11 protein-coding genes, 6 tRNA genes, 4 rRNA genes and 2 pseudogenes are annotated in these 20,869 nt (G+C 46.3%); 3 read left to right on the top strand and 20 right to left on the bottom strand.

All coding sequences use genetic code 11. From position 1 onward, the window contains the following. Window positions 1-81: 81 nt before the first annotated feature. The 4 genes from PXH59_RS14210 to PXH59_RS14225 all read right to left on the bottom strand — a co-directional run bounded on the left by PXH59_RS14210 (window position 82) and on the right by PXH59_RS14225 (window position 513). Window positions 82-157: transfer RNA gene (locus PXH59_RS14210), tRNA-Thr, on the bottom strand. A gap of 6 nt (window positions 158-163) precedes the next feature. Then, a tRNA-Gly gene (locus tag PXH59_RS14215) sits at window positions 164-238 on the bottom strand. A gap of 99 nt (window positions 239-337) precedes the next feature. After that, window positions 338-422 (bottom strand) — tRNA-Tyr (locus PXH59_RS14220). A gap of 15 nt (window positions 423-437) precedes the next feature. Then, a tRNA-Thr gene (locus PXH59_RS14225) sits at window positions 438-513 on the bottom strand. 418 nt (window positions 514-931) lie between these two features. On the opposite strand from PXH59_RS14225, the pseudogene coaA reads away from it, so the two are divergent. Next, window positions 932-1,883, top strand: a pseudogene (gene coaA / locus PXH59_RS14230) (type I pantothenate kinase). Between the two features lie 33 nt (window positions 1,884-1,916). Here the strand turns inward: coaA and birA are convergent. From birA to btuB, 10 genes are all read right to left on the bottom strand, one after another. After that, window positions 1,917-2,876 (bottom strand): bifunctional biotin--[acetyl-CoA-carboxylase] ligase/biotin operon repressor BirA, encoded by a 960-nt coding sequence (gene birA, locus PXH59_RS14235; RefSeq protein ID WP_285808869.1) that lies wholly within the window; start codon window positions 2,874-2,876, stop codon window positions 1,917-1,919. Next, entirely contained in the window at window positions 2,873-3,913 is a 1,041-nt protein-coding gene (gene murB, locus PXH59_RS14240) for a UDP-N-acetylmuramate dehydrogenase (protein WP_285808870.1), read from the bottom strand. Before murB ends, birA begins: the two co-directional genes overlap by 4 nt. 161 nt (window positions 3,914-4,074) lie before the next feature. Then, a 5S ribosomal RNA gene (gene rrf / locus PXH59_RS14245) occupies window positions 4,075-4,190 on the bottom strand. Window positions 4,191-4,224: 34 nt separating this feature from the next. Beyond that, a tRNA-Thr gene (locus PXH59_RS14250) sits at window positions 4,225-4,300 on the bottom strand. 53 nt (window positions 4,301-4,353) lie between these two features. Beyond that, window positions 4,354-4,469: ribosomal RNA gene (gene rrf, locus PXH59_RS14255) — 5S ribosomal RNA — on the bottom strand. Window positions 4,470-4,548: 79 nt separating this feature from the next. Further along, a 23S ribosomal RNA gene (locus PXH59_RS14260) occupies window positions 4,549-7,460 on the bottom strand. Window positions 7,461-7,651: 191 nt separating this feature from the next. Continuing rightward, window positions 7,652-7,727, bottom strand: a tRNA-Glu gene (locus tag PXH59_RS14265). Between the two features lie 86 nt (window positions 7,728-7,813). Continuing rightward, window positions 7,814-9,357, bottom strand: a 16S ribosomal RNA gene (locus tag PXH59_RS14270). Together the 16S, 23S and 5S rRNA genes with 2 tRNA genes alongside form the textbook arrangement of a ribosomal RNA operon. Before the next feature lie 374 nt (window positions 9,358-9,731). Next, entirely contained in the window at window positions 9,732-10,595 is an 864-nt protein-coding gene (gene murI, locus PXH59_RS14275) for a glutamate racemase (protein ID WP_285808871.1), read from the bottom strand. Continuing rightward, window positions 10,540-12,378, bottom strand: a complete 1,839-nt coding sequence (gene btuB, locus PXH59_RS14280; protein WP_285808873.1) for a TonB-dependent vitamin B12 receptor BtuB — start codon at window positions 12,376-12,378, stop codon at window positions 10,540-10,542. Before btuB ends, murI begins: the two co-directional genes overlap by 56 nt. Window positions 12,379-12,580: 202 nt before the next feature. On the opposite strand from btuB, the gene trmA reads away from it, so the two are divergent. Next, window positions 12,581-13,681 carry a tRNA (uridine(54)-C5)-methyltransferase TrmA gene (gene trmA, locus PXH59_RS14285; RefSeq protein ID WP_285808874.1) on the top strand — a complete coding sequence of 367 codons (1,101 nt, stop codon included), beginning with the start codon at window positions 12,581-12,583 and terminating at the stop codon, window positions 13,679-13,681. A gap of 74 nt (window positions 13,682-13,755) precedes the next feature. Here the strand turns inward: trmA and PXH59_RS14290 are convergent, their stop codons facing one another. Then, complete coding sequence (locus tag PXH59_RS14290; RefSeq protein ID WP_047768584.1) at window positions 13,756-14,133, bottom strand: YijD family membrane protein; 378 nt, start codon at window positions 14,131-14,133, stop codon at window positions 13,756-13,758. 21 nt (window positions 14,134-14,154) lie between these two features. Continuing rightward, entirely contained in the window at window positions 14,155-14,817 is a 663-nt protein-coding gene (gene fabR, locus PXH59_RS14295) for an HTH-type transcriptional repressor FabR (RefSeq protein WP_285808877.1), read from the bottom strand. A 205-nt stretch (window positions 14,818-15,022) separates the two neighbouring features. Here fabR and sthA point away from each other — a divergent pair, with 205 nt between their 5' ends. Next, window positions 15,023-16,420, top strand: coding sequence for a Si-specific NAD(P)(+) transhydrogenase (gene sthA / locus PXH59_RS14300; RefSeq protein WP_047768588.1), 1,398 nt, complete (start codon window positions 15,023-15,025; stop codon window positions 16,418-16,420). On the opposite strand, the gene oxyR is transcribed toward sthA, so the two are convergent. The 4 genes and pseudogenes from oxyR to argB form a co-directional block, all read right to left on the bottom strand. Further along, a complete protein-coding gene (oxyR, locus tag PXH59_RS14305) occupies window positions 16,412-17,329 on the bottom strand; it encodes a DNA-binding transcriptional regulator OxyR (RefSeq protein ID WP_285808878.1) in 918 nt (305 codons plus the stop codon). The two genes, sthA and oxyR, sit on opposite strands and share 9 nt — an antisense overlap. Before the next feature lie 99 nt (window positions 17,330-17,428). Further along, a pseudogene (gene argH / locus PXH59_RS14310) lies at window positions 17,429-18,801 on the bottom strand (argininosuccinate lyase). A 55-nt stretch (window positions 18,802-18,856) separates the two neighbouring features. After that, entirely contained in the window at window positions 18,857-20,068 is a 1,212-nt protein-coding gene (locus PXH59_RS14315) for an argininosuccinate synthase (protein ID WP_285808879.1), read from the bottom strand. A gap of 24 nt (window positions 20,069-20,092) precedes the next feature. Beyond that, a complete protein-coding gene (argB, locus tag PXH59_RS14320) occupies window positions 20,093-20,866 on the bottom strand; it encodes an acetylglutamate kinase (RefSeq protein WP_047768595.1) in 774 nt (257 codons plus the stop codon). Between the last annotated feature and the right edge of the window lie 3 nt (window positions 20,867-20,869).

Below are 20,869 nucleotides of genomic sequence, written 5' to 3' on the forward strand. Positions count from 1 at the left end.
TCGGTGGTTTCACCACATCAACCAAGCAATTGCTTGCGAGATATTTACAGGAAGAAAATCAGGAAGTAACAACAGGAGAAGTGGTGCTGATAGGCAGATTCGAACTGCCGACCTCACCCTTACCAAGGGTGTGCTCTACCAACTGAGCTATATCAGCACATCTTGGAGCGGGCAGCGGGAATCGAACCCGCATCATCAGCTTGGAAGGCTGAGGTAATAGCCATTATACGATGCCCGCGTGAACTCGGCGACCTGACTTTAATCAGCTGTATACTATATCTTAAGTGTATTTCTAGAGTATAACTCGAGCAGAACACCCAAGATCTAAACTGGTTAATGGTGGTGGGGGAAGGATTCGAACCTTCGAAGTCTGTGACGGCAGATTTACAGTCTGCTCCCTTTGGCCGCTCGGGAACCCCACCTTTCCAAATTTTTAATGGTGCCGGCACCAAGAGTCGAACTCGGGACCTACTGATTACAAGTCAGTTGCTCTACCAACTGAGCTATGCCGGCATCAAGTGCTGCGCATTCTAGAAAGAGTTGGCCCACGATGCAACAAAAAAATTGTTTTTTTTGTTCTTTCGCTCATAAAACAATCGTTTTTAATGCTTCTGGTGTTTTTTTCAATAGTTTCAGATTAAATATCCAACAAGCAACTCTTGTACAGGAAGAACCAATAAATGCATCTGCCAATTATTTTTTTAAATTATTTGTATCACACTTGTCTTTATCTTGATAAAAAAAAGAAACTGACGGTCACAATAGACTCAGAAATAATACATTTTTGCATTTACCATCAAAAAAATGACTAAAATTATAAAAAATTCTACGCCTACGATGGCGCAACCGATATGATGAGATTTATTTTTTTGTCGGATACGGGTGTTCTCAACAACCTGTCCAACCTGCATAAACAGGCAGATGTTGGCTTATGAATAAGAAAGAATCTTTTTTTGACAACTCCATATTTACAATTTGATCGTAAACATTGGGCCACATTGCGTGACTCGGTGCCTTTAACATTAACAGAAGAAGAAGTCGCTGCTTTAAAAGGGATCAATGAAGAAATCTCAATAGATGAAGTGATTGAAATCTATCTTCCATTGTCACGCCTACTCAATTTTTACATTAGCTCCAATTTGCGGCGGCAAGCTGTTCTTGAGCAATTCTTAGGGACAGATGAACAAAAAATACCTTATGTTATTGGGATAGCAGGCAGCGTTGCTGTTGGAAAAAGTACAACCGCACGCTTATTACAGGCACTACTCAGCCGTTGGCCAGAACATCGTCGTGTCAAATTAGTGACAACAGACGGTTTTTTACACTCCAACAATATATTAAATGAACGTGGCTTAATGAAAAAAAAGGGATTCCCTGAATCCTATGATATGCGTAGCTTGGTCAAATTTGTCGCCGATATAAAATCAGGTGCAGAAAAAGTCATCGCGCCGGTATATTCTCACCTGAGCTATGACATCGTTCCTCATGAACAACTTATTATCGAAAAGCCAGATATTCTTATTCTCGAAGGTTTAAACGTATTACAAAGTGGCATGGATTATCCACATGAGCCACATCATGTATTTGTCTCTGATTTTGTAGATTTTTCTATTTATGTAGATGCACAGGAAGAATTACTCAAACAATGGTACGTCAATCGTTTTCTTAAGTTTCGGCAAGGCGCTTTTTCTGATCCTGATTCTTATTTCCACAATTATTCTAAACTAACGACAGAAGAAGCGATAAAAGTAGCATCGAGTATTTGGCGGGAAATTAATGGATTAAACCTGCAGCAAAACATCTTACCAACGAGAGAACGGGCTAGTTTGATTATGACGAAAGGCATCAATCACACGATCGAAAGCGTCAGATTAAGAAAATAAAGCAAAAAGCCGGAAATATTTCCGGCTTTACATTCAACAACCTCGCAAGGAAATTTCGCCGCCGATATAAGGCGTAACAACGCTATTAATATCAAGTAACAAAGCCCCTTGTTGATCTATTCCACGAGCTATCCCATGAACTTCCCGATCACCAATAATTAATTTCACTGAACGATTAATAAAATTATCTAATTCAAACCACCGGGAAATGAAAGAAGTTAGTCCTTCATTTTCAAATTGCATTAACGATTTTTTAAGTTCTATTATGATTTCAGAGACCAACTTATTCCGTTCAATAATCGTTCCTGATTGCTGTAAATTAGTCCAATTTTGATTAATTGATCTTTGTTGATCGCTACTCATCGAAATATTCATGCCTATTCCGATAACAACATGGGCTGCATCTCCTGTTTTTCCCGTCAGCTCAACCAATATTCCAGCAAGTTTTTTATCATCTAAGTATAAGTCATTTGGCCATTTTACTTTTATTCTTTCTGCACCCTGCCGATTAAGAACTTCTGCAAGAATAATACCAACGACTAAACTTAAACCTATCGCTGCTGCTGGCCCTTGTTCTAAACGCCAATACATAGATAGATATAAGTTTCGACCAAAAGCAGAAACCCACTTTCTACCACGACGCCCTCTACCGGCATATTGATATTCTGCAACACAAGCATCTCCTGAATCGAGTTCAGCTAAATTTTCCAGAATATATTGATTAGTGGAATCAATGACAGGTATTACTTCAATGTGATCATTAGGAAGATAGTTTTCAATAACTTCTTTATCCAGAAGATTCATTGGGGCAGGAAAGCGGTAACCTTTGCCTGGAAGTGTAAGAACCTCTACTCCCCATTCACGAATAGTTTGAATATGTTTATTGATTCCTGCTCGGCTCATTCCCAATTCCTGACCAAGTTGTTGGCCTGAATGAATTTCACCATCAGATAACACTTTAATTAATTTTAATGGGATACTAAGATCTTTCATGAAATACATTCCACTGCGTCTATTTCACCTATACTGCCAATGAAGCGTACCTCAGGCTCTAAGAAGATATTAAATTTTTCTGCAACCTTACTACGTACATAAGCAGCCAAGGTAATGACATCTTGTCCCGTTGCATTACCTTTATTAATTAATACTAATGACTGTTTCAGGTGTACGGCAGCGCCACCAATAGCATAACCCTTCAATTGACATTGTTCGATAAGCCAACCCGCTGCAATCTTTACGCTATGCTCATCATGAGGGTATTGAGGGCAGTTGGGATATTCAGACTTAATCCTATATGCTAACTCAATCGATACAATAGGGTTTTTAAAGAAACTGCCTGCATTACCCATCAACGCAGGATCTGGTAACTTACTCTGGCGCATTTGACACACAGCATCGAATATTTGTTCTGGTGTGACTTTTTCTCGTAAAAACTGCGCTAAGGCACCGTAAGTTAAAATAGGTTCCCATTTCTTATTCAAACGTAAACCGACTGCTGTGATAGCATAACCATCTTTGTATTGATGCTTAAAGATGCTGTCTCTATACGCAAACTGACACTCATTCGCCATTAGACGGATTGAATTACCTGTTTTCAGCTCAACAAAATCCACATACTCACAGACATTTTTAAATTCAACACCATATGCTCCAATGTTCTGGATTGGAGCAGAGCCAACATTTCCAGGGATCAAGGCTAAATTTTCCAAACCATAGATCCGTTGTTTAAATAAGTAAGTAATCAGTTCATGCCAATTTTCACCTGCACCAACATGAATGTGCCATGCAGTATCTGACTCTTGTATATTGATACCAAGAATACGATTTAAGATCACAGTACCTTTAAAATTTTCGGTGAAAAGGATGTTACTTCCTCCTCCCAATAATAAAATAGGATGATCCTTTTCCATTGCTTCTTGCCATAAAGCCAAAAGCGATTCAATAGAAGTGGCTATACCAATATGATCAGCACTGGCTAAAAGGCCAAACGTGTTAAACGCTTTTAGTTGAGTAGATTGACAGACAGACATTCATTTCAAACTCAATAGGGTAATTTAAGTCGTAGTCTACCAGACTCTATATTTGAAAGATAAGTAGTAGTTACCTGACACCTATCTGTTGATGAAAATAAAAAAGAACTAGAAATGCAAAAGGCCACTCATATTGAGTGGCCTTTTGACTGGATATTAAAGCTTGGCAGTTCCCTACTCTCGCATGGGGAGACCCCACACTACCATCGGCGCTACGGCGTTTCACTGCTGAGTTCGGCATGGGGTCAGGTGGGACCGCCGCGCTATCGCCGCCAAGCAAATTCTGTTGTATTTGCCGAACATATTATTCATGGTGCTGATACCCAGATTCGAACTGGGGACCTCACCCTTACCAAGGGTGTGCTCTACCAACTGAGCCATATCAGCAAATACTAAATAAATAAAAAGTGTTGCCAAATGGGCAACACTTATAAATTGATGTCTGGCAGTGTCCTACTCTCACATGGGGAGACCCCACACTACCATCGGCGCTACGGCGTTTCACTGCTGAGTTCGGCATGGGTTCAGGTGGTCCCACCGCGCTATTACCGCCAGACAAATTCTGTCTTCAATCCCGAACAAGCTGTTTTTTATTCTGAAACCCTCTCAAATCCCCAAAACACCTTCGGTGTTGTCAGGTTAAGCCGCACGGCTCATTAGTACCGGTTAGCTCAACGTCTCGCAACGCTTACACACCCGGCCTATCCACGTCCTCGTCTCGGACGGTCCTTCAGTACCCTCAAAGGAGTAAGGGAAGACTCATCTTAAGGCAAGTTTCCCGCTTAGATGCTTTCAGCGGTTATCTCTTCCGCACTTAGCTACCGGGCAATGCCATTGGCATGACAACCCGAACACCAGTGGTGCGTCCACTCCGGTCCTCTCGTACTAGGAGCAGCCCCTTGCAATCTTCCAGCGCCCACGGCAGATAGGGACCGAACTGTCTCACGACGTTCTAAACCCAGCTCGCGTACCACTTTAAATGGCGAACAGCCATACCCTTGGGACCTACTTCAGCCCCAGGATGTGATGAGCCGACATCGAGGTGCCAAACACCGCCGTCGATATGAACTCTTGGGCGGTATCAGCCTGTTATCCCCGGAGTACCTTTTATCCGTTGAGCGATGGCCCTTCCATTCAGAACCACCGGATCACTATGACCTGCTTTCGCACCTGCTCGAGCTGTCACTCTCGCAGTCAAGCTGGCTTATGCCATTGCACTAACCTCCTGATGTCCGACCAGGATTAGCCAACCTTCGTGCTCCTCCGTTACGCTTTGGGAGGAGACCGCCCCAGTCAAACTACCCACCAGACACTGTCCGCAACCCGGATAACGGGCCGGCGTTAGAACATCAAACATTCAAGGGTGGTATTTCAAGGATGGCTCCGTGCAGACTGGCGTCTGCACTTCACAGCCTCCCACCTATCCTACACATCAAGGCTCAAGGTTCAGTGTCAAGCTATAGTAAAGGTTCACGGGGTCTTTCCGTCTTGCCGCGGGTACACTGCATCTTCACAGCGAGTTCAATTTCACTGAGTCTCGGGTGGAGACAGCCTGGCCATCATTACGCCATTCGTGCAGGTCGGAACTTACCCGACAAGGAATTTCGCTACCTTAGGACCGTTATAGTTACGGCCGCCGTTTACTGGGGCTTCGATCAGGAGCTTCTCGCCAGGCGATAACCCCATCAATTAACCTTCCAGCACCGGGCAGGCGTCACACCGTATACGTCCACTTTCGTGTTTGCACAGTGCTGTGTTTTTATTAAACAGTTGCAGCCAGCTGGTATCTGCGACTGGCCTCAGCTCCGGACGCTCGGTCCTTCACCTAACGCCAGCGTGCCTTCTCCCGAAGTTACGGCACCATTTTGCCTAGTTCCTTCACCCGAGTTCTCTCAAGCGCCTGAGTATTCTCTACCTGACCACCTGTGTCGGTTTGGGGTACGATGAGCACTAATCTGAAGCTTAGGGGCTTTTCCTGGAAGCGGGGCATCAGCAACTTCAGCACCGTAGTGCCTCGTCATCGTGCCTCAGTGCTGTGGATAACCGGATTTGCCTGATTATCCCACCTACACACTTAAACCGGGACGACCGTCGCCCGGATTGCCTAGCCTTCTCCGTCCCCCCGTCGCAATTATTGCCCGTACAGGAATATTAACCTGTTTCCCATCGACTACGCTTTTCAGCCTCGCCTTAGGGGTCGACTCACCCTGCCCCGATTAACGTTGGACAGGAACCCTTGGTCTTCCGGCGAGCGGGTTTTTCACCCGCTTTATCGTTACTTATGTCAGCATTCGCACTTCTGATACCTCCAGCAAACCTCACAGTTCACCTTCAACGGCTTACAGAACGCTCCCCTACCCAGCAACACATTCGTGTCGCTGCCGCAGCTTCGGTGCATGGTTTAGCCCCGTTACATCTTCCGCGCAGGCCGACTCGACCAGTGAGCTATTACGCTTTCTTTAAATGATGGCTGCTTCTAAGCCAACATCCTGGCTGTCTGAGCCTTCCCACTTCGTTTCCCACTTAACCATGACTTGGGGACCTTAGCTGGCGGTCTGGGTTGTTTCCCTCTTCACGACGGACGTTAGCACCCGCCGTGTGTCTCCCGTGATAACATTCTTCGGTATTCGCAGTTTGCATCGGGTTGGTAAGTCGGGATGACCCCCTAGCCGAAACAGTGCTCTACCCCCGAAGATGACTTCACGAGGCGCTACCTAAATAGCTTTCGGGGAGAACCAGCTATCTCCCGGTTTGATTGGCCTTTCACCCCCAGCCACAAGTCATCCGCTAATTTTTCAACATTAGTCGGTTCGGTCCTCCAGTTAGTGTTACCCAACCTTCAACCTGCCCATGGCTAGATCACCGGGTTTCGGGTCTATACCCTGCAACTTAACGCCCAGTTAAGACTCGGTTTCCCTGCGGCTCCCCTATACGGTTAACCTTGCTACAGAATATAAGTCGCTGACCCATTATACAAAAGGTACGCAGTCACCCTGATAAATCAGGGCTCCCACTGCTTGTACGTACACGGTTTCAGGTTCTCTTTCACTCCCCTCGCCGGGGTTCTTTTCGCCTTTCCCTCACGGTACTGGTTCACTATCGGTCAGTCAGGAGTATTTAGCCTTGGAGGATGGTCCCCCCATGTTCAGACAGGATATCACGTGTCCCGCCCTACTCTTCGAGCTCACACAACACACCACTTCGGATACGGGGCTTTCACCCTTTACTGCCGGCCTTTCCAGACCGTTCTCCTGAGGCGTGTCATGCTGATGGCTCTGGGCTCCTCCCCGTTCGCTCGCCGCTACTGGGGGAATCTCGGTTGATTTCTTTTCCTCGGGGTACTGAGATGTTTCAGTTCCCCCGGTTCGCCTCATTAACCTATGGATTCAGTTAATGATGATGCAACGAATTGCACCGGGTTTCCCCATTCGGACATCGCCGGCTGACAGCGCTTCATATCAGCTCACCGGCGCTTTTCGCAGATTAGCACGTCCTTCATCGCCTCTGACTGCCTAGGCATCCACCGTGTACGCTTAGTCGCTTAACCTCACAACCCGAAGGTGTCTTCGGATTGACGGGTCTGAGAGACTCACCCGTGCTGATGAATTCATCGTCACGGGCTGTTTCAAATTTTCAGCTTGTTCCAGATTGTTAAAGAGCTAATATTGCTAAACCGACGCGCACGTCCGCTTAACAATATTTCAGTGGCACCGTCTTTCACCCGATACCTGAGCAAGATGGCGTCCCCTAGGGGATTCGAACCCCTGTTACCGCCGTGAAAGGGCGGTGTCCTAGGCCTCTAGACGAAGGGGACTCAAAGTCTTCTTCGCAGACGCTTGCTCTGCTTTATTTCATCAGACAATCTGTGTGAGCACTGCTACAAAAACTACTATCTTTCGGTAAGGAGGTGATCCAACCGCAGGTTCCCCTACGGTTACCTTGTTACGACTTCACCCCAGTCATGAATCACAAAGTGGTCAGCGCCCTCCCGAAGGTTAAGCTACCGACTTCTTTTGCAACCCACTCCCATGGTGTGACGGGCGGTGTGTACAAGGCCCGGGAACGTATTCACCGTAGCATTCTGATCTACGATTACTAGCGATTCCGACTTCATGGAGTCGAGTTGCAGACTCCAATCCGGACTACGACAGACTTTATGAGGTCCGCTTGCTCTCGCGAGGTCGCTTCTCTTTGTATCTGCCATTGTAGCACGTGTGTAGCCCTACTCGTAAGGGCCATGATGACTTGACGTCATCCCCACCTTCCTCCGGTTTATCACCGGCAGTCTCCCTTGAGTTCCCACCATCACGTGCTGGCAACAAAGGATAAGGGTTGCGCTCGTTGCGGGACTTAACCCAACATTTCACAACACGAGCTGACGACAGCCATGCAGCACCTGTCTCACGGGTCCCGAAGGCACTTCCGCATCTCTGCAGAATTCCGTGGATGTCAAGAGTAGGTAAGGTTCTTCGCGTTGCATCGAATTAAACCACATGCTCCACCGCTTGTGCGGGCCCCCGTCAATTCATTTGAGTTTTAATCTTGCGACCGTACTCCCCAGGCGGTCGATTTAACGCGTTAGCTCCGGAAGCCACAGCTCAAGGCCACAACCTCCAAATCGACATCGTTTACAGCGTGGACTACCAGGGTATCTAATCCTGTTTGCTCCCCACGCTTTCGCACCTGAGCGTCAGTCTTCGTCCAGGGGGGCCGCCTTCGCCACCGGTATTCCTCCACATCTCTACGCATTTCACCGCTACACGTGGAATTCTACCCCCCTCTACGAGACTCTAGTCAACCAGTCTTAGATGCCATTCCCGGGTTAAGCCCGGGGATTTCACATCTAACTTAATTGACCGCCTGCGTGCGCTTTACGCCCAGTAATTCCGATTAACGCTTGCACCCTCCGTATTACCGCGGCTGCTGGCACGGAGTTAGCCGGTGCTTCTTCTGTGGGTAACGTCAATCACAGGGTGTATTCAACCCTGCGCCTTCCTCCCCACTGAAAGTACTTTACAACCCGAAGGCCTTCTTCATACACGCGGCATGGCTGCATCAGGCTTGCGCCCATTGTGCAATATTCCCCACTGCTGCCTCCCGTAGGAGTCTGGGCCGTGTCTCAGTCCCAGTGTGGCTGGTCATCCTCTCAGACCAGCTAGGGATCGTCGCCTAGGTGAGCCATTACCCCACCTACTAGCTAATCCCATCTGGGTTCATCCGATGGTGTGAGGCCCGAAGGTCCCCCACTTTGCTCTCTCGAGGTTATGCGGTATTAGCCACCGTTTCCAGTGGTTATCCCCCTCCATCGGGCAGATCCCCAGACATTACTCACCCGTCCGCCGCTCGCCGGCAAAGAAGCAAGCTTCTTCCCGCTGCCGCCCGACTTGCATGTGTTAGGCCTGCCGCCAGCGTTCAATCTGAGCCATGATCAAACTCTTCAATTAAAGTGTTTGATGCTCAAAGAATTCTGACTGTCCGTTCATAATGAATTAACTGTTCAGTCACTCTTCAAGACTTTTTTAATCTTTTTCGCCTTTCGGCGTCAGATAGTGTCTTGTGAGTGCCCACACAGATTGTCTGATTAATTTGTTAAAGAGCGTTGGCAACCGGAAGGACCTTCCGGGTTGCGAGGCTGCGTATCTTACGCTTTTCGCCTCGAGAGTCAAGCGATTATTTTCGCTTTTCTCTCACTGTCCTTCGCGGTCTGTTTCAGCTCGGCGTCGGTCAGTGGGGGCGCATTATAGGGGGTTTTTCAGCGCTGACAATAGTTTTTTTTGAAAAAAAAATACCAAGTGGTGATTATTACACCAAATTGCACTTAAATTGGTAGTTTTTCCAGCGTTAAGAAGCCTAATTCGCGTAAAACGGGATGTAATGTTTCACTCTCTGGCTCGATCTTTGTGCAGTAGGCTAAGTTATCCGCTGTTGTTAAAAACAAATCTTCCCGATTTTTGACAAGCCATGCAGTTCTGCGAGCGATTGCCGCTCCCGAATCAATCAATCTTGTTCCATCCGGTAAAACTTGAGCAATTTCTTCTGCTATCAGAGGAAAGTGTGTACATCCTAAAATAACTGTATCTGGTGGCTCTTTCATTCTTAGCCACGGTTTCAGTATTTTCTCTAACTCCTTTAGAGGAACGTCCTTACCATGTAATTTTCGTTCAGCTAACTCAACCAATTCAGCAGAGCCAATTGCATACATCTGGCAATCCGTAGCAAACCTTGCGATTAATTCTTTGGTATAGTCGCGCTTCACTGTGGCACTTGTCGCCAATAGTCCCACAACACGGTTACAGGTTAGCTTCGCCGCAGGTTTGATCGCGGGCACAACACCAACCACAGGAAAAGAAAAACGTTCACGCAAGGCGGGCAAACTGACCGTACTGGCAGTATTGCAAGCAATCACGACAACTGCCAAAGGGTGTTTTTTCTGGATCGTATCAACAATCTGAACAACCCTTTCTACAATGACTTCCGCCGTTTTCTCGCCGTAAGGGAATGCTTCATTATCGAAAGCATATATATAGTGGAGATCTGGCAAGAGTTGCCGAATCTCTTGATAGACAGATAAACCACCCACTCCAGAATCAAAAACCAGAATCGTTGGACGGGCGGTCTTGTTTAAATCAGAAGTTGTAGCTTCCAGTGAGGTAGTATTCTCTTCCTGGGGTGCGATAGCCATAGGCTGTCTCATAATGCTTATCAAACAGATTGGCTATTCTAGCATGGATTGTCAGGTGGTCAGTGATCGAATATGCGGCGCTGATATCCCACAGACTTACGCCCGCTAATTTTACTGTTTTCGCAGGATATACATTATAGTCTTGGTCATAACGCCGCCCAATATATTGATAGGTTATTCCCCAATCGACATTAAAAGCGTCCCAATCCAATTGATATTTAACTTGCTGTTTAGCTCTGCGAGTTAATTGCTGCCCACGGCCATCACGCGGGTCAGTGAACTGTAATGTGAGTTGATGTTGGAATAAGCCAGTCTCCATTGTTCCCGTCCACTCAACACCTTTTATTTTTGCCTTATCACCGTTCTCATAGCGATTATTGGCAAAATCTATCAACTGTTCAATATCGTTACGATAAGCAGATAGACGCCAATTAAGTGACCTGGTCAATCCTTCAATTCCAATTTCCCATTGCTTGCTTTTTTCTGCTGTAAGGTTTTCATTTCCCCATTTGCTATAAAGCTGATTCAAAGTTGGTGCTTTGAATGCCGTTCCATACGAAGTGATAAAACGATAACCATCAACAAATTCCCAGCCGATGCCGATTTGCCCTGTCGTATTCCAGTTATAATCAGAATGGTGATCTGAACGTACAGCACCCTCTAAAATGACATTCTGCACCTTTTGCTGTGCAGTTAAATAGAGTCCCGTATTATCAACATGTTTTTGTACAGGAATGTTATTAGAGCCTGCGGCAACCCCTTCTCTTTTCCAATCAATCCCACTACTGATTGCCCCATGACCAACCTGCCACGTATTTCCCCATTGCACATTGTACTGTTTTGAATCACTCAGACTGGCGTTATTGCCATAACGCCCATGCTTAGGAACATAATCGTAATCTTTGACATGACCGTAACTGACAATGAATTGAGAAGAATAACGGCCTTGATTAAATTGAATACCCGCATCATAGGAACGATTGAACAGTTCGCGAGTGTCTGCTTCGCCGATGTTCCATGCGTCATAAGCCGTCCGATTATTCAATCCATAGGCTCGGACAAATCCGCTTATTTGCTCACTTATTTTATGATCTATTTCCAACCACAGCATTTTACTCATAAAGCCATCACGATCTGGCTGACGATATCCCCCCGTTTTACCATCAACTATCACATCAAACCCTTTGGTGTAGGTATAGCCTGCGGCTGTAGTGAATAAAGTATTCTCACCGAGTTTTTGCTGTGTTGAACCATTATAGTTCTGGTATCCGTTTGAGCCGATACCCGCATTCAGTGTTACCCCGCGTTGTTCCCGTTTTGTGATGATATTGATCACGCCACCCATGGCATCAGAACCATATACAGCAGAACGTGCGCCACGGATATATTCTATTCTTTGCACCATGGAGATTGGGATCTGGCTAAAATCGGCGGCTCCGGTAATGCCTGCCTGATTCAAACGGATCCCATCCACCAGCACCAGTGTATGATTTGAGTTCGTACCACGAACAAATAAAGAAGAGTGCTGCCCAATCCCCCCATTCTGCGCAATATCAATACCCGGCAACCGGCGGAAAACATCCATCAGGCTGCTGGATTGCCAACGATCTAACTCTTCACGCGTCACTACCGTCGTTGGCGCCAACACTGAAGAAATCGGCTGCTTAAAGCGATTAGCTGTAACCACCAACGTATCTGGATTATCAGCCACTGCAAAATGGTTCCAACCAGAAAATATCGCCACGGATGCAGCAGATAGAAAAATCTGTTTTTTATTTGCCATAAGATTTGTGATGAGAATGAGTGTGGTATCTGGCTATCTATATTAACTATAAAGCGTCATGCTACGATGAAGGCTTTAGCATGTCCAGAATGCCCCTCTATCAAAAAAAGCGCGGATAAACTAGAAAACTGGACATCCTTTTCACTTGCCCTACAATGCCGCACGGAAATTTTTCTTAACGCAACCATACGAGAACCCGATAATGCAGAATGCCTTGCCAACGGAAAATTATGAAAATCAATTGACGGAGAAAGTTTATCGTCTAAAAGGAATGATGCTCCCCTTTAGCGCACCCGAACCTGAAGTTTTCCGTTCCCCGGCATCACATTACAGAATGCGCGCAGAATTCCGTATCTGGCATGAGGAAGATGACCTCTACCACATTATGTTTGATCAGCAGACCAAACAGCGTATCCGCATTGATCAATTTCCAGTGGCCAATCAGCTCATCAATAAAATGATGCAAGCCATCATGGCTGGCGTAAAAGACAATCCCGTATTACGCCATAAACTGTTTCAGGTGGATTACCTTTCTACCCGCAGTAACAAAATTATTGTCTCCCTGCTTTACCACAAAAAACTGGGGGATGAATGGCGTGAACATGCAACCGCTCTGCGTACTCAACTCATCGCCGCAGGGTTTGATGTGCAACTTATTGGACGCGCTGCAAAAACCAAGATCATGCTTGACCATGACTATATAGATGAAGCGTTGTCTGTTGCCGGTAAGACGATGATTTACCGTCAGGTCGAAAATAGCTTCACACAACCGAATGCCAGTATCAATGTTCATATGTTGGAATGGGCTATTGATATTACTAAAGGCTCGAAAGGTGACTTGCTTGAGCTGTATTGTGGCAATGGTAATTTCTCTCTGGCGCTGGCGCAGAATTTTGAACGGGTATTAGCGACAGAAATTGCCAAGCCTTCCGTAGCTGCGGCACAATTTAATATCGCAGCGAACAAAATTGATAACGTACAGATTATCCGCATGTCAGCGGAAGAATTTACCCAGGCGATGAACGGAGAGCGTGAGTTTAACCGATTGCAAGGCATTGATTTAAGCCGTTATCAATGTGAAACCATTTTTGTTGATCCACCGCGCAGCGGACTGGATGAAGAAACGCTAAAAATGGTTCAAGCGTATCCACGTATTCTTTATATTTCCTGCAATCCAGAAACACTCTGCCAAAATCTGGAGACGCTGACACAAACCCACAAAATCAGCCAACTGGCACTCTTTGACCAATTCCCTTATACCCACCATATGGAGTGCGGTGTCCTACTGGAAAAAAGAACATAGTCGTCATTAAAAATCAAAACGCCACCCAATTGACTTTGTGGCGTTTTTTATTGAATCGTTCTCGATAAAAGCGATTAGCTTTGGCTTTCTGAAGTGAGCGCTACTTGCTGCTTGCGTTTTTTCATCTTTAGGTAGATCCAAAACACCAAGACAGTACCAATAACGACAGGCAAGAAATTAGAGCCAATTGCTGGATATTCCATCCGAATAAAGGCGTTATACACAAACATACCTAAAAAGAAGCATCCCACAGCCAGCTTGGGTAATCCGTCTGCCATCGGATAATTCAAATAACGTTGGTGGAGACAATACAAAGAAAGTACCAGGGCAATAAGAGGGAAAATAGAAAAAGGGACAAATGAATTAAAAAATATTGAGAAAGTTCCGTGTGTTGCCATTCCAACGATAAGAGCCAGCAACATGGTGCTTTTATCTTGGCGGTATTGTTCCATCGTATTATTCTCCTTTCATTATTATTCAGAGGGTTTAGGGATCGCTTTAGAGACAGTGTTTTTTTCTTGCTCACGACGATACCAATAATAAGCGCCTTTGGAAATCATGCGGAGTTGCAAAACCAAACGCTCTTCGAGACGACGCCTTTTTTCTTCATCAATATCCAGCGCTTCTGCACCTGCACTGAACACGATTGTCACCATCGCCTCGGCTTGTATTTCAGTGAAATGGCGGGGCATATGGCTGGCTTGCTCAAGGTAGTCTGCCAATTCAGCAATAAAATGTTGGATTTCCCGTGCTACAGCCGCACGAAATTCAGCCGATGTACCGGAGCGTTCACGCAGCAACAGCCGGAACGCATTAGGATTGTTGCCAATAAACTCCATGAAGGTTGAAACCGAAGTACGGATGACACTGCCGCCTTTGGCGATGCGCTGACGTGCCTGACGCATTAACTGACGCAACATCAAACCACTTTCATCGACCATCGTCAGCCCCAGTTCATCCACATCTCGAAAATGTCGATAAAAAGAAGTTGGTGCAATACCCGCCTCCCGAGCCACTTCCCGTAGGCTAAGGCTGGTAAAACTGCGTTCAGCACTGAGTTGGCGAAATGCCGCCTCAATCAGGGAGCGGCGGGTTTTTTCTTTCTGTTTTGCTCTAACGCCGGTTACGTTACTCACAACAATCCTGATCTATCTCGACTTTAATCGGGCAAATATAACAGATTCTGCTAAGTTTGCTGTGATTGTTCTCTTAAAGATATTATTCGATGTTTTCCCGATCTATTTCTAAACAGTGAGATAAAAACCTCATGCTCATTGGGTTATTGCATCGAGTAATGTTAAGATAGCGTTGTTATTTTGTGTAAAAACAGGTCTTTCCTCTATGCAACATACTCATTTTGATGCCATTGTGATTGGCTCTGGTCCCGGTGGGGAAGGAGCAGCAATGGGGTTAGTAAAACAAGGCAAAAACGTTGCTGTTATAGAACGTTATAATAATGTCGGCGGTGGATGTACTCACTGGGGTACAATCCCCTCGAAAGCGCTCCGCCATGCTGTTAGTCGTATTATCGAATTTAATCAAAATCCCCTCTACAGTGATAACTCCCGCATTCTTCGTTCCTCGTTTTCAGAAATTCTGCGCCATGCTGACGTCGTGATTAACCAGCAAACTAAAATGCGCCAGGGGTTTTATGAACGTAACCGTTGTCGAATGTTTGCAGGAGAAGCCACTTTCATTGATGAACATCGGGTAAGTGTGCGTTATGCCGATGATAGTGTTGATGTCTTGAGCGCAGACAACATTATCATTGCCACCGGTTCCCGCCCTTACTGTCCTCCTGACGTCGATTTCACCCACTCCCGTATTTATAACAGCGATACCATATTGCAACTGGATCACGAACCTCGCCATGTCATTATTTATGGTGCCGGCGTGATTGGTTGTGAATATGCCTCCATTTTCCGTGGATTGGGTGTTAAGGTGGATTTGATCAATACCCGTGATTATCTTCTGTCCTTTCTTGATCAAGAAATGTCTGATGCCCTTTCCTACCATTTTTGGAATAGTGGTACGGTCATCCGTCATAACGAAGAATATGAAAAAATTGAAGGCCTTGATGATGGTGTTATTGTTCACCTGAAATCTGGCAAGAAAGTCAAAGCGGATTGCCTGTTGTATGCCAATGGCAGAACAGGTAATACAGACACGCTAGGTTTAGAAAATGTCGGACTGGAAACAGACAACCGAGGTTTACTGAAAGTCAATCGCGTCTACCAGACCAACAATGAAAACATCTATGCAGTGGGTGATGTTATTGGCTATCCAAGTTTGGCTTCTGCGGCCTATGATCAGGGACGCATCGCTGCAAGAGCGATGACCACAGGCAATGCTAATCTGCATCTGGTGGAAGATATCCCGACCGGGATTTATACCATTCCTGAAATTAGTTCGGTGGGCAAAACCGAGCAGCAATTAACCGCCATGAAAATCCCTTATGAGGTGGGTCGCGCCCAATTCAAGCATCTGGCAAGAGCGCAAATTGCCGGTATGAATGTTGGCAGCATCAAAATCCTGTTCCACCGTGAGACAAAACAGATTTTAGGCATCCACTGTTTTGGCGAACGTGCCGCAGAGATCATTCATATTGGTCAGGCCATTATGGAACAAAAAGGTGAAGGCAATAATATCGAATATTTCGTTAATACTACCTTCAATTATCCAACAATGGCGGAAGCCTACCGTGTTGCGGCACTCAATGGGCTAAACCGATTATTTTGATGTTTTTCCGGGTATTTCAAAATAATTGCCCATTTTAGTCCGGATCGCCTCTGCCAATTGCTCATAGCGACCACGCAGAGGTGAGCCGGGACGATAAACCAATATGACGGTTCGCTTAGGTTCCGGTTCATAACACGCCAGATAGCAAACCCCATCCCGCCTTCTCTCATTCGGCACTGACAAATCAGGTAATAATGTAATGCCGCTGCCCGCTGCGACCATATTACGCAGGGTTTCCAGACTGGTCGCCCTAAAATGGGTATCTTCTTTGGCTCCCGCCTGAAAACAAAATCCCATCGCCTGATCACGTAAACAGTGCCCATCTTCCAGCATCAATAACTTCTCGCCGGATAGCTCACCCATCTTAATTTTGTCCCGCCCGGCCCATTTATGCTCCTCATATACCGCCAGCTTCATGGGTTCTTCAAACAACGGCACTTCGATAAATGCTTCGGTTTCTTTCACCAACGCCAAAATAGCGCAGTCAAGCTTTCCACTATCAAGTTGAGCCAACAAGTTTAGGGTTTGTGCCTCATGCAGGTACATTTCCAATTTGGGGAACAATGTATGCAGTTCAGGAATAATCAGCGGCAGGAGATAGGGAGCGATTGTTGGAATAAGACCGATATGCAACGGCCCAGACATACTTTCACCTTGAAGGGAGGCCATTTCCTGCAAAACCTTCACTTCCCTCAAAACGGTTTTGGCCTGTTCCACTAGCAACATTCCCTGTTGGGTAAACAATACCTTGCGGCTAGTGCGTTCCAGCAGCATCACGCCAAGCTCATCTTCCAGTTTGCGGATTTGCCCGCTCAGTGTCGGTTGGCTGACATGACTTGCATCAGCGGCGCGGCGAAAATGCCGGTATTCAGCAAGTGCTACAAGGTATTCCAGATCGCGGATATTCATTCCCAACCTCAGCATTTGATATCAATGATAGTATTGACCAATAAATCATTATATCCACGAGGGGAAAAAACTATCAACTGCGTGTGATTATTAATGTTTTTAGCGAAATCGCTGTCTAGCCTGAGCAATCGCTAGCTTCACTTGTTCTTGCGCTACCCCCCTTTTGCCCGTCGCTTGTCCAAACACGATTGCAACAATAAAACATCATAGACATCCACCGCAATGACGTTGCTGAATTTTTGCAATTCAAATAGAGAAAGCTCTTCCAGCGCCTTACCTCTGTCAATTGCCGCAACAACAACTTCACCAACAATGTGATGTGCCTCGCGGAACGGAACACCTTTTGCGACCAGATAATCAGCCAGCTCAGTCGCATTAGCATATCCTTGCTTTGCGGCTTCCTCGCAACGGGGGCGTTTTATCTGAATGCCATTTAACACCAGTATCGCCATATGCAAACAATCCAGCCAGGTATCCAGTGCATCAAACAAGCCTTCCTTATCTTCCTGCATATCTTTATTGTAGGCGAGAGGAAGCCCTTTTAACGTCATCATCATCCCCGTCAATGCCCCTTGCACCCGTCCACACTTGCCACGGATAAGTTCCAACGCATCCGGGTTTTTCTTTTGTGGCATCAAGGAAGAGCCGGAAGTTACCCGATCCGACAATTCAACAAAGCCGGCCTCTCCGCTATTAAAGAAAATTAAATCCTCAGCAAAACGCGAAAGATGGATCATACTAATGCCCGCATCTGACAGTAGCTCCAAAACATGATCACGATCCGAAACACTATCCAGACTATTGCGTGTCGCTGAGGCGAAGCCAAGCCATGACGCCAGTTGCTCACGATCAATATCATAAGCCGTTCCTGCCAGCGCCCCGCATCCCAACGGACTGATATCCAATCGCTTTAATGCATCCTGCAATCGGCTTTCATCACGACTCAGCATTTCCACATAGGCCAGACACCAATGAGCAAAAGTGACAGGTTGCGCCCGCTGTAAATGGGTATAACCTGGCATGACTGCATCCTGATTATTTTCAGCAGTGAGTACCAACGCTTGTTGCAACTCATCTAATGCTGTCAGAATGTGGACGATCTGATCTTTACACCATAATTTCAGGTCAGTTGCGACCTGATCATTACGGCTGCGTCCCGTATGGAGTTTCTTCCCCAAATCGCCCACTTTCGTGATAAGTTGCCCTTCTACCCAACTATGAATATCTTCCGCATCGCTTTGCAAAATGGCCTTGGGGTTGGTTCGCACTTCATCCAGTAACGCATTTAAAGCCAGCTCCAGCTTTTGCTGCTCTTCGGCAGTTAACACCCCCACCGTCACCAACGCTTTTGACCATGCAACCGAGCCAATAATATCCTGCTCCGCCAAACGATAATCAAAACACAGTGAATCATTGAATTGCTTGAACCGCTGATCGGCTTCCTGACTGAAACGTCCACCCCAAAGTGCCATAATATCGTTCCTGTTTTTTCTACTTGCTGATTACCAAGAATTAATAATCCCAAAATTACTTTTTGCTGCTCAGTGCACGAATACGTGAAGAAAGCGAATAGAGGCGGATAAACCCTTCTGCATGGCGATGATCGTAAACTTCATCCTCGCCAAAAGTGGCGAACTCTTCAGAATAGAGGCTATTGGCTGACTTTTTCTGCACCGCTGTTACCTGCCCCTTATAAAGTTTCAGGACAACTTCACCGCTGACACTGGCCGCTAAAATTTCTGCGGCCGCTTGAATTGATTGACGCAATGGCGCAAACCAACGGCCGTCATAAACCACATAAGACATCTCCAGCCCCAGTTGTTGACGCCATTTGAAACTATCGCGATCTAAAACCAGTTGTTCGATGCCGCGCAGTGCTGCCATCATGATGGTTCCCCCCGGTGTTTCATAACAACCGCGGGATTTCATGCCGACTAAACGGTTTTCTACGATATCGATCCGGCCAATGCCGTGCCTGGCTCCCAACTTATTTAACTCAGCAAGGCATTGATAGGGGGAAAGCGCCTGACCATTCACGCCAACCACCTCACCCCTTTCAATCGTCACCGTGATATATTCCGGTTCATTAGGTGCCTCTTCTGGTTCGGCTGTCCACACCCAACAATCTTTATCAGCAGCATTCCACGTACTTTCCAGAACCCCACCTTCGGTTGAAATGTGCCAGGCGTTTTCATCACGGCTATAAATTTTCTCCCGCGTTGCGGTTGTCGGGATATCACGAACCTTCAAATAATCCAGCAGCGCTTCACGGGAACGCAGATCCCATTCCCGCCACGGAGCGACAACTTTCAGATGTGGTGCCAACGCGGTATAAGTACTTTCAAACCGAACCTGATCATTGCCTTTACCTGTTGCACCGTGGGCGACGGCATCCGCGCCTACTTTCAGTGCCAGCTCCACCTGCGCCTTAGCAATAATTGGACGAGCCATTGACGTACCAAGCAGATAGCTTCCCTCATACAGAGCGCCGGTTTTTAACACAGGATAAACATACTCTTTGATAAACACTTCGCGCAGATCAACGACATGGCATTCGGAAGCACCGGAACGTAATGCTTTCTGCTCCACACCGTCCAGATCTTCACGACTTTGGCCAACATCAGCGACAAACGCAATCACTTCACAATTGCCATAATGTTCTTTCAACCACGGAATAATGGCGGATGTATCCAAACCACCTGAATATGCCAAAACGATTTTCTTAATGCTTTTAGTCATAGGGGTAACCTTTTTAATTTTTGTTTATGCCAAAATTCGTGTGCCAATCGGTATGCCATTAAATAACGCAATCAATTGATCTGCATGACGCCAACTCGCTATATCCACGGGTTGTCCGAGTGTTTTTGCCGCTTCCAGCGCCGCATTCACTTTCACTATCATGCCATCAGTGATAATGCCTTGATCGATAAGCTGCCCGATCTGCTCTGCCGTGGCTTCTGGGATCTTTTTCCCTTTCCCATCCAGAATACCGCTGACATCGGACAACAAGATCAAATCTGCATTCAGCACTTGTGCGATGGCTGTCGCCGCTTGATCGGCATTCACATTCATCAATTCCCCCTGCCCAGTGATACCAATTGAGCTGATAACCGGCATATAGCCCACATCCAACAAAATTTTCAGGAGATCAGGCGTTCCTGGTTGAGCTTTTCCAGTGTGACCAAGCTCTTCATCAAGTTGAGAAACTTTAACCATTCCCCCATCACCCAGACATAATCCGATCGCAGGCAAACGATATTTTGTTGCCGACGCCAGCAATTTCTTGTTGGCAGTGCCGGCTAACGTCCCTGTAATGATGTCGATTTGATCCTCTGGCGTCACCCGCAGACCTTGTTTCTTCAAAATCGGCATCTGTAATCGCTGCATCAACTCATCAACCAAGCAACCACCGCCGTGTACAATGACCAGTGGACGTTTATGGTTTTTTCGGTATAACTGTAATGTAGTAAATAACCGTTCCAGCGCCTCTTCACTGTCTAATAACACACCACCCAACTTGATAACTAACGGCTCCATCGG

The sequence above is a fragment of the Xenorhabdus bakwenae genome (genome assembly GCF_030272115.1).
GTDB lineage: Bacteria > Pseudomonadota > Gammaproteobacteria > Enterobacterales > Enterobacteriaceae > Xenorhabdus > Xenorhabdus bakwenae.

Bases quoted from the DNA above. Each gene is read 5' to 3' on its own strand.
- birA (WP_285808869.1), bottom strand. From the start codon at position 2,876: ATGAAAGATCTTAGTATCCCATTAAAATTAATTAAAGTGTTATCTGAT.
- oxyR (WP_285808878.1), bottom strand. From the start codon at position 17,329: ATGAATATCCGCGATCTGGAATACCTTGTAGCACTTGCTGAATACCGG.
- PXH59_RS14290 (WP_047768584.1), bottom strand. From the start codon at position 14,133: ATGGAACAATACCGCCAAGATAAAAGCACCATGTTGCTGGCTCTTATC.
- btuB (WP_285808873.1), bottom strand. From the start codon at position 12,378: ATGGCAAATAAAAAACAGATTTTTCTATCTGCTGCATCCGTGGCGATA.
- murB (WP_285808870.1), bottom strand. From the start codon at position 3,913: ATGTCTGTCTGTCAATCTACTCAACTAAAAGCGTTTAACACGTTTGGC.
- sthA (WP_047768588.1), top strand. From the start codon at position 15,023: ATGCAACATACTCATTTTGATGCCATTGTGATTGGCTCTGGTCCCGGT.
- murI (WP_285808871.1), bottom strand. From the start codon at position 10,595: ATGGCTATCGCACCCCAGGAAGAGAATACTACCTCACTGGAAGCTACA.
- PXH59_RS14315 (WP_285808879.1), bottom strand. From the start codon at position 20,068: ATGACTAAAAGCATTAAGAAAATCGTTTTGGCATATTCAGGTGGTTTG.
- trmA (WP_285808874.1), top strand. From the start codon at position 12,581: ATGCAGAATGCCTTGCCAACGGAAAATTATGAAAATCAATTGACGGAG.
- argB (WP_047768595.1), bottom strand. From the start codon at position 20,866: ATGGAGCCGTTAGTTATCAAGTTGGGTGGTGTGTTATTAGACAGTGAA.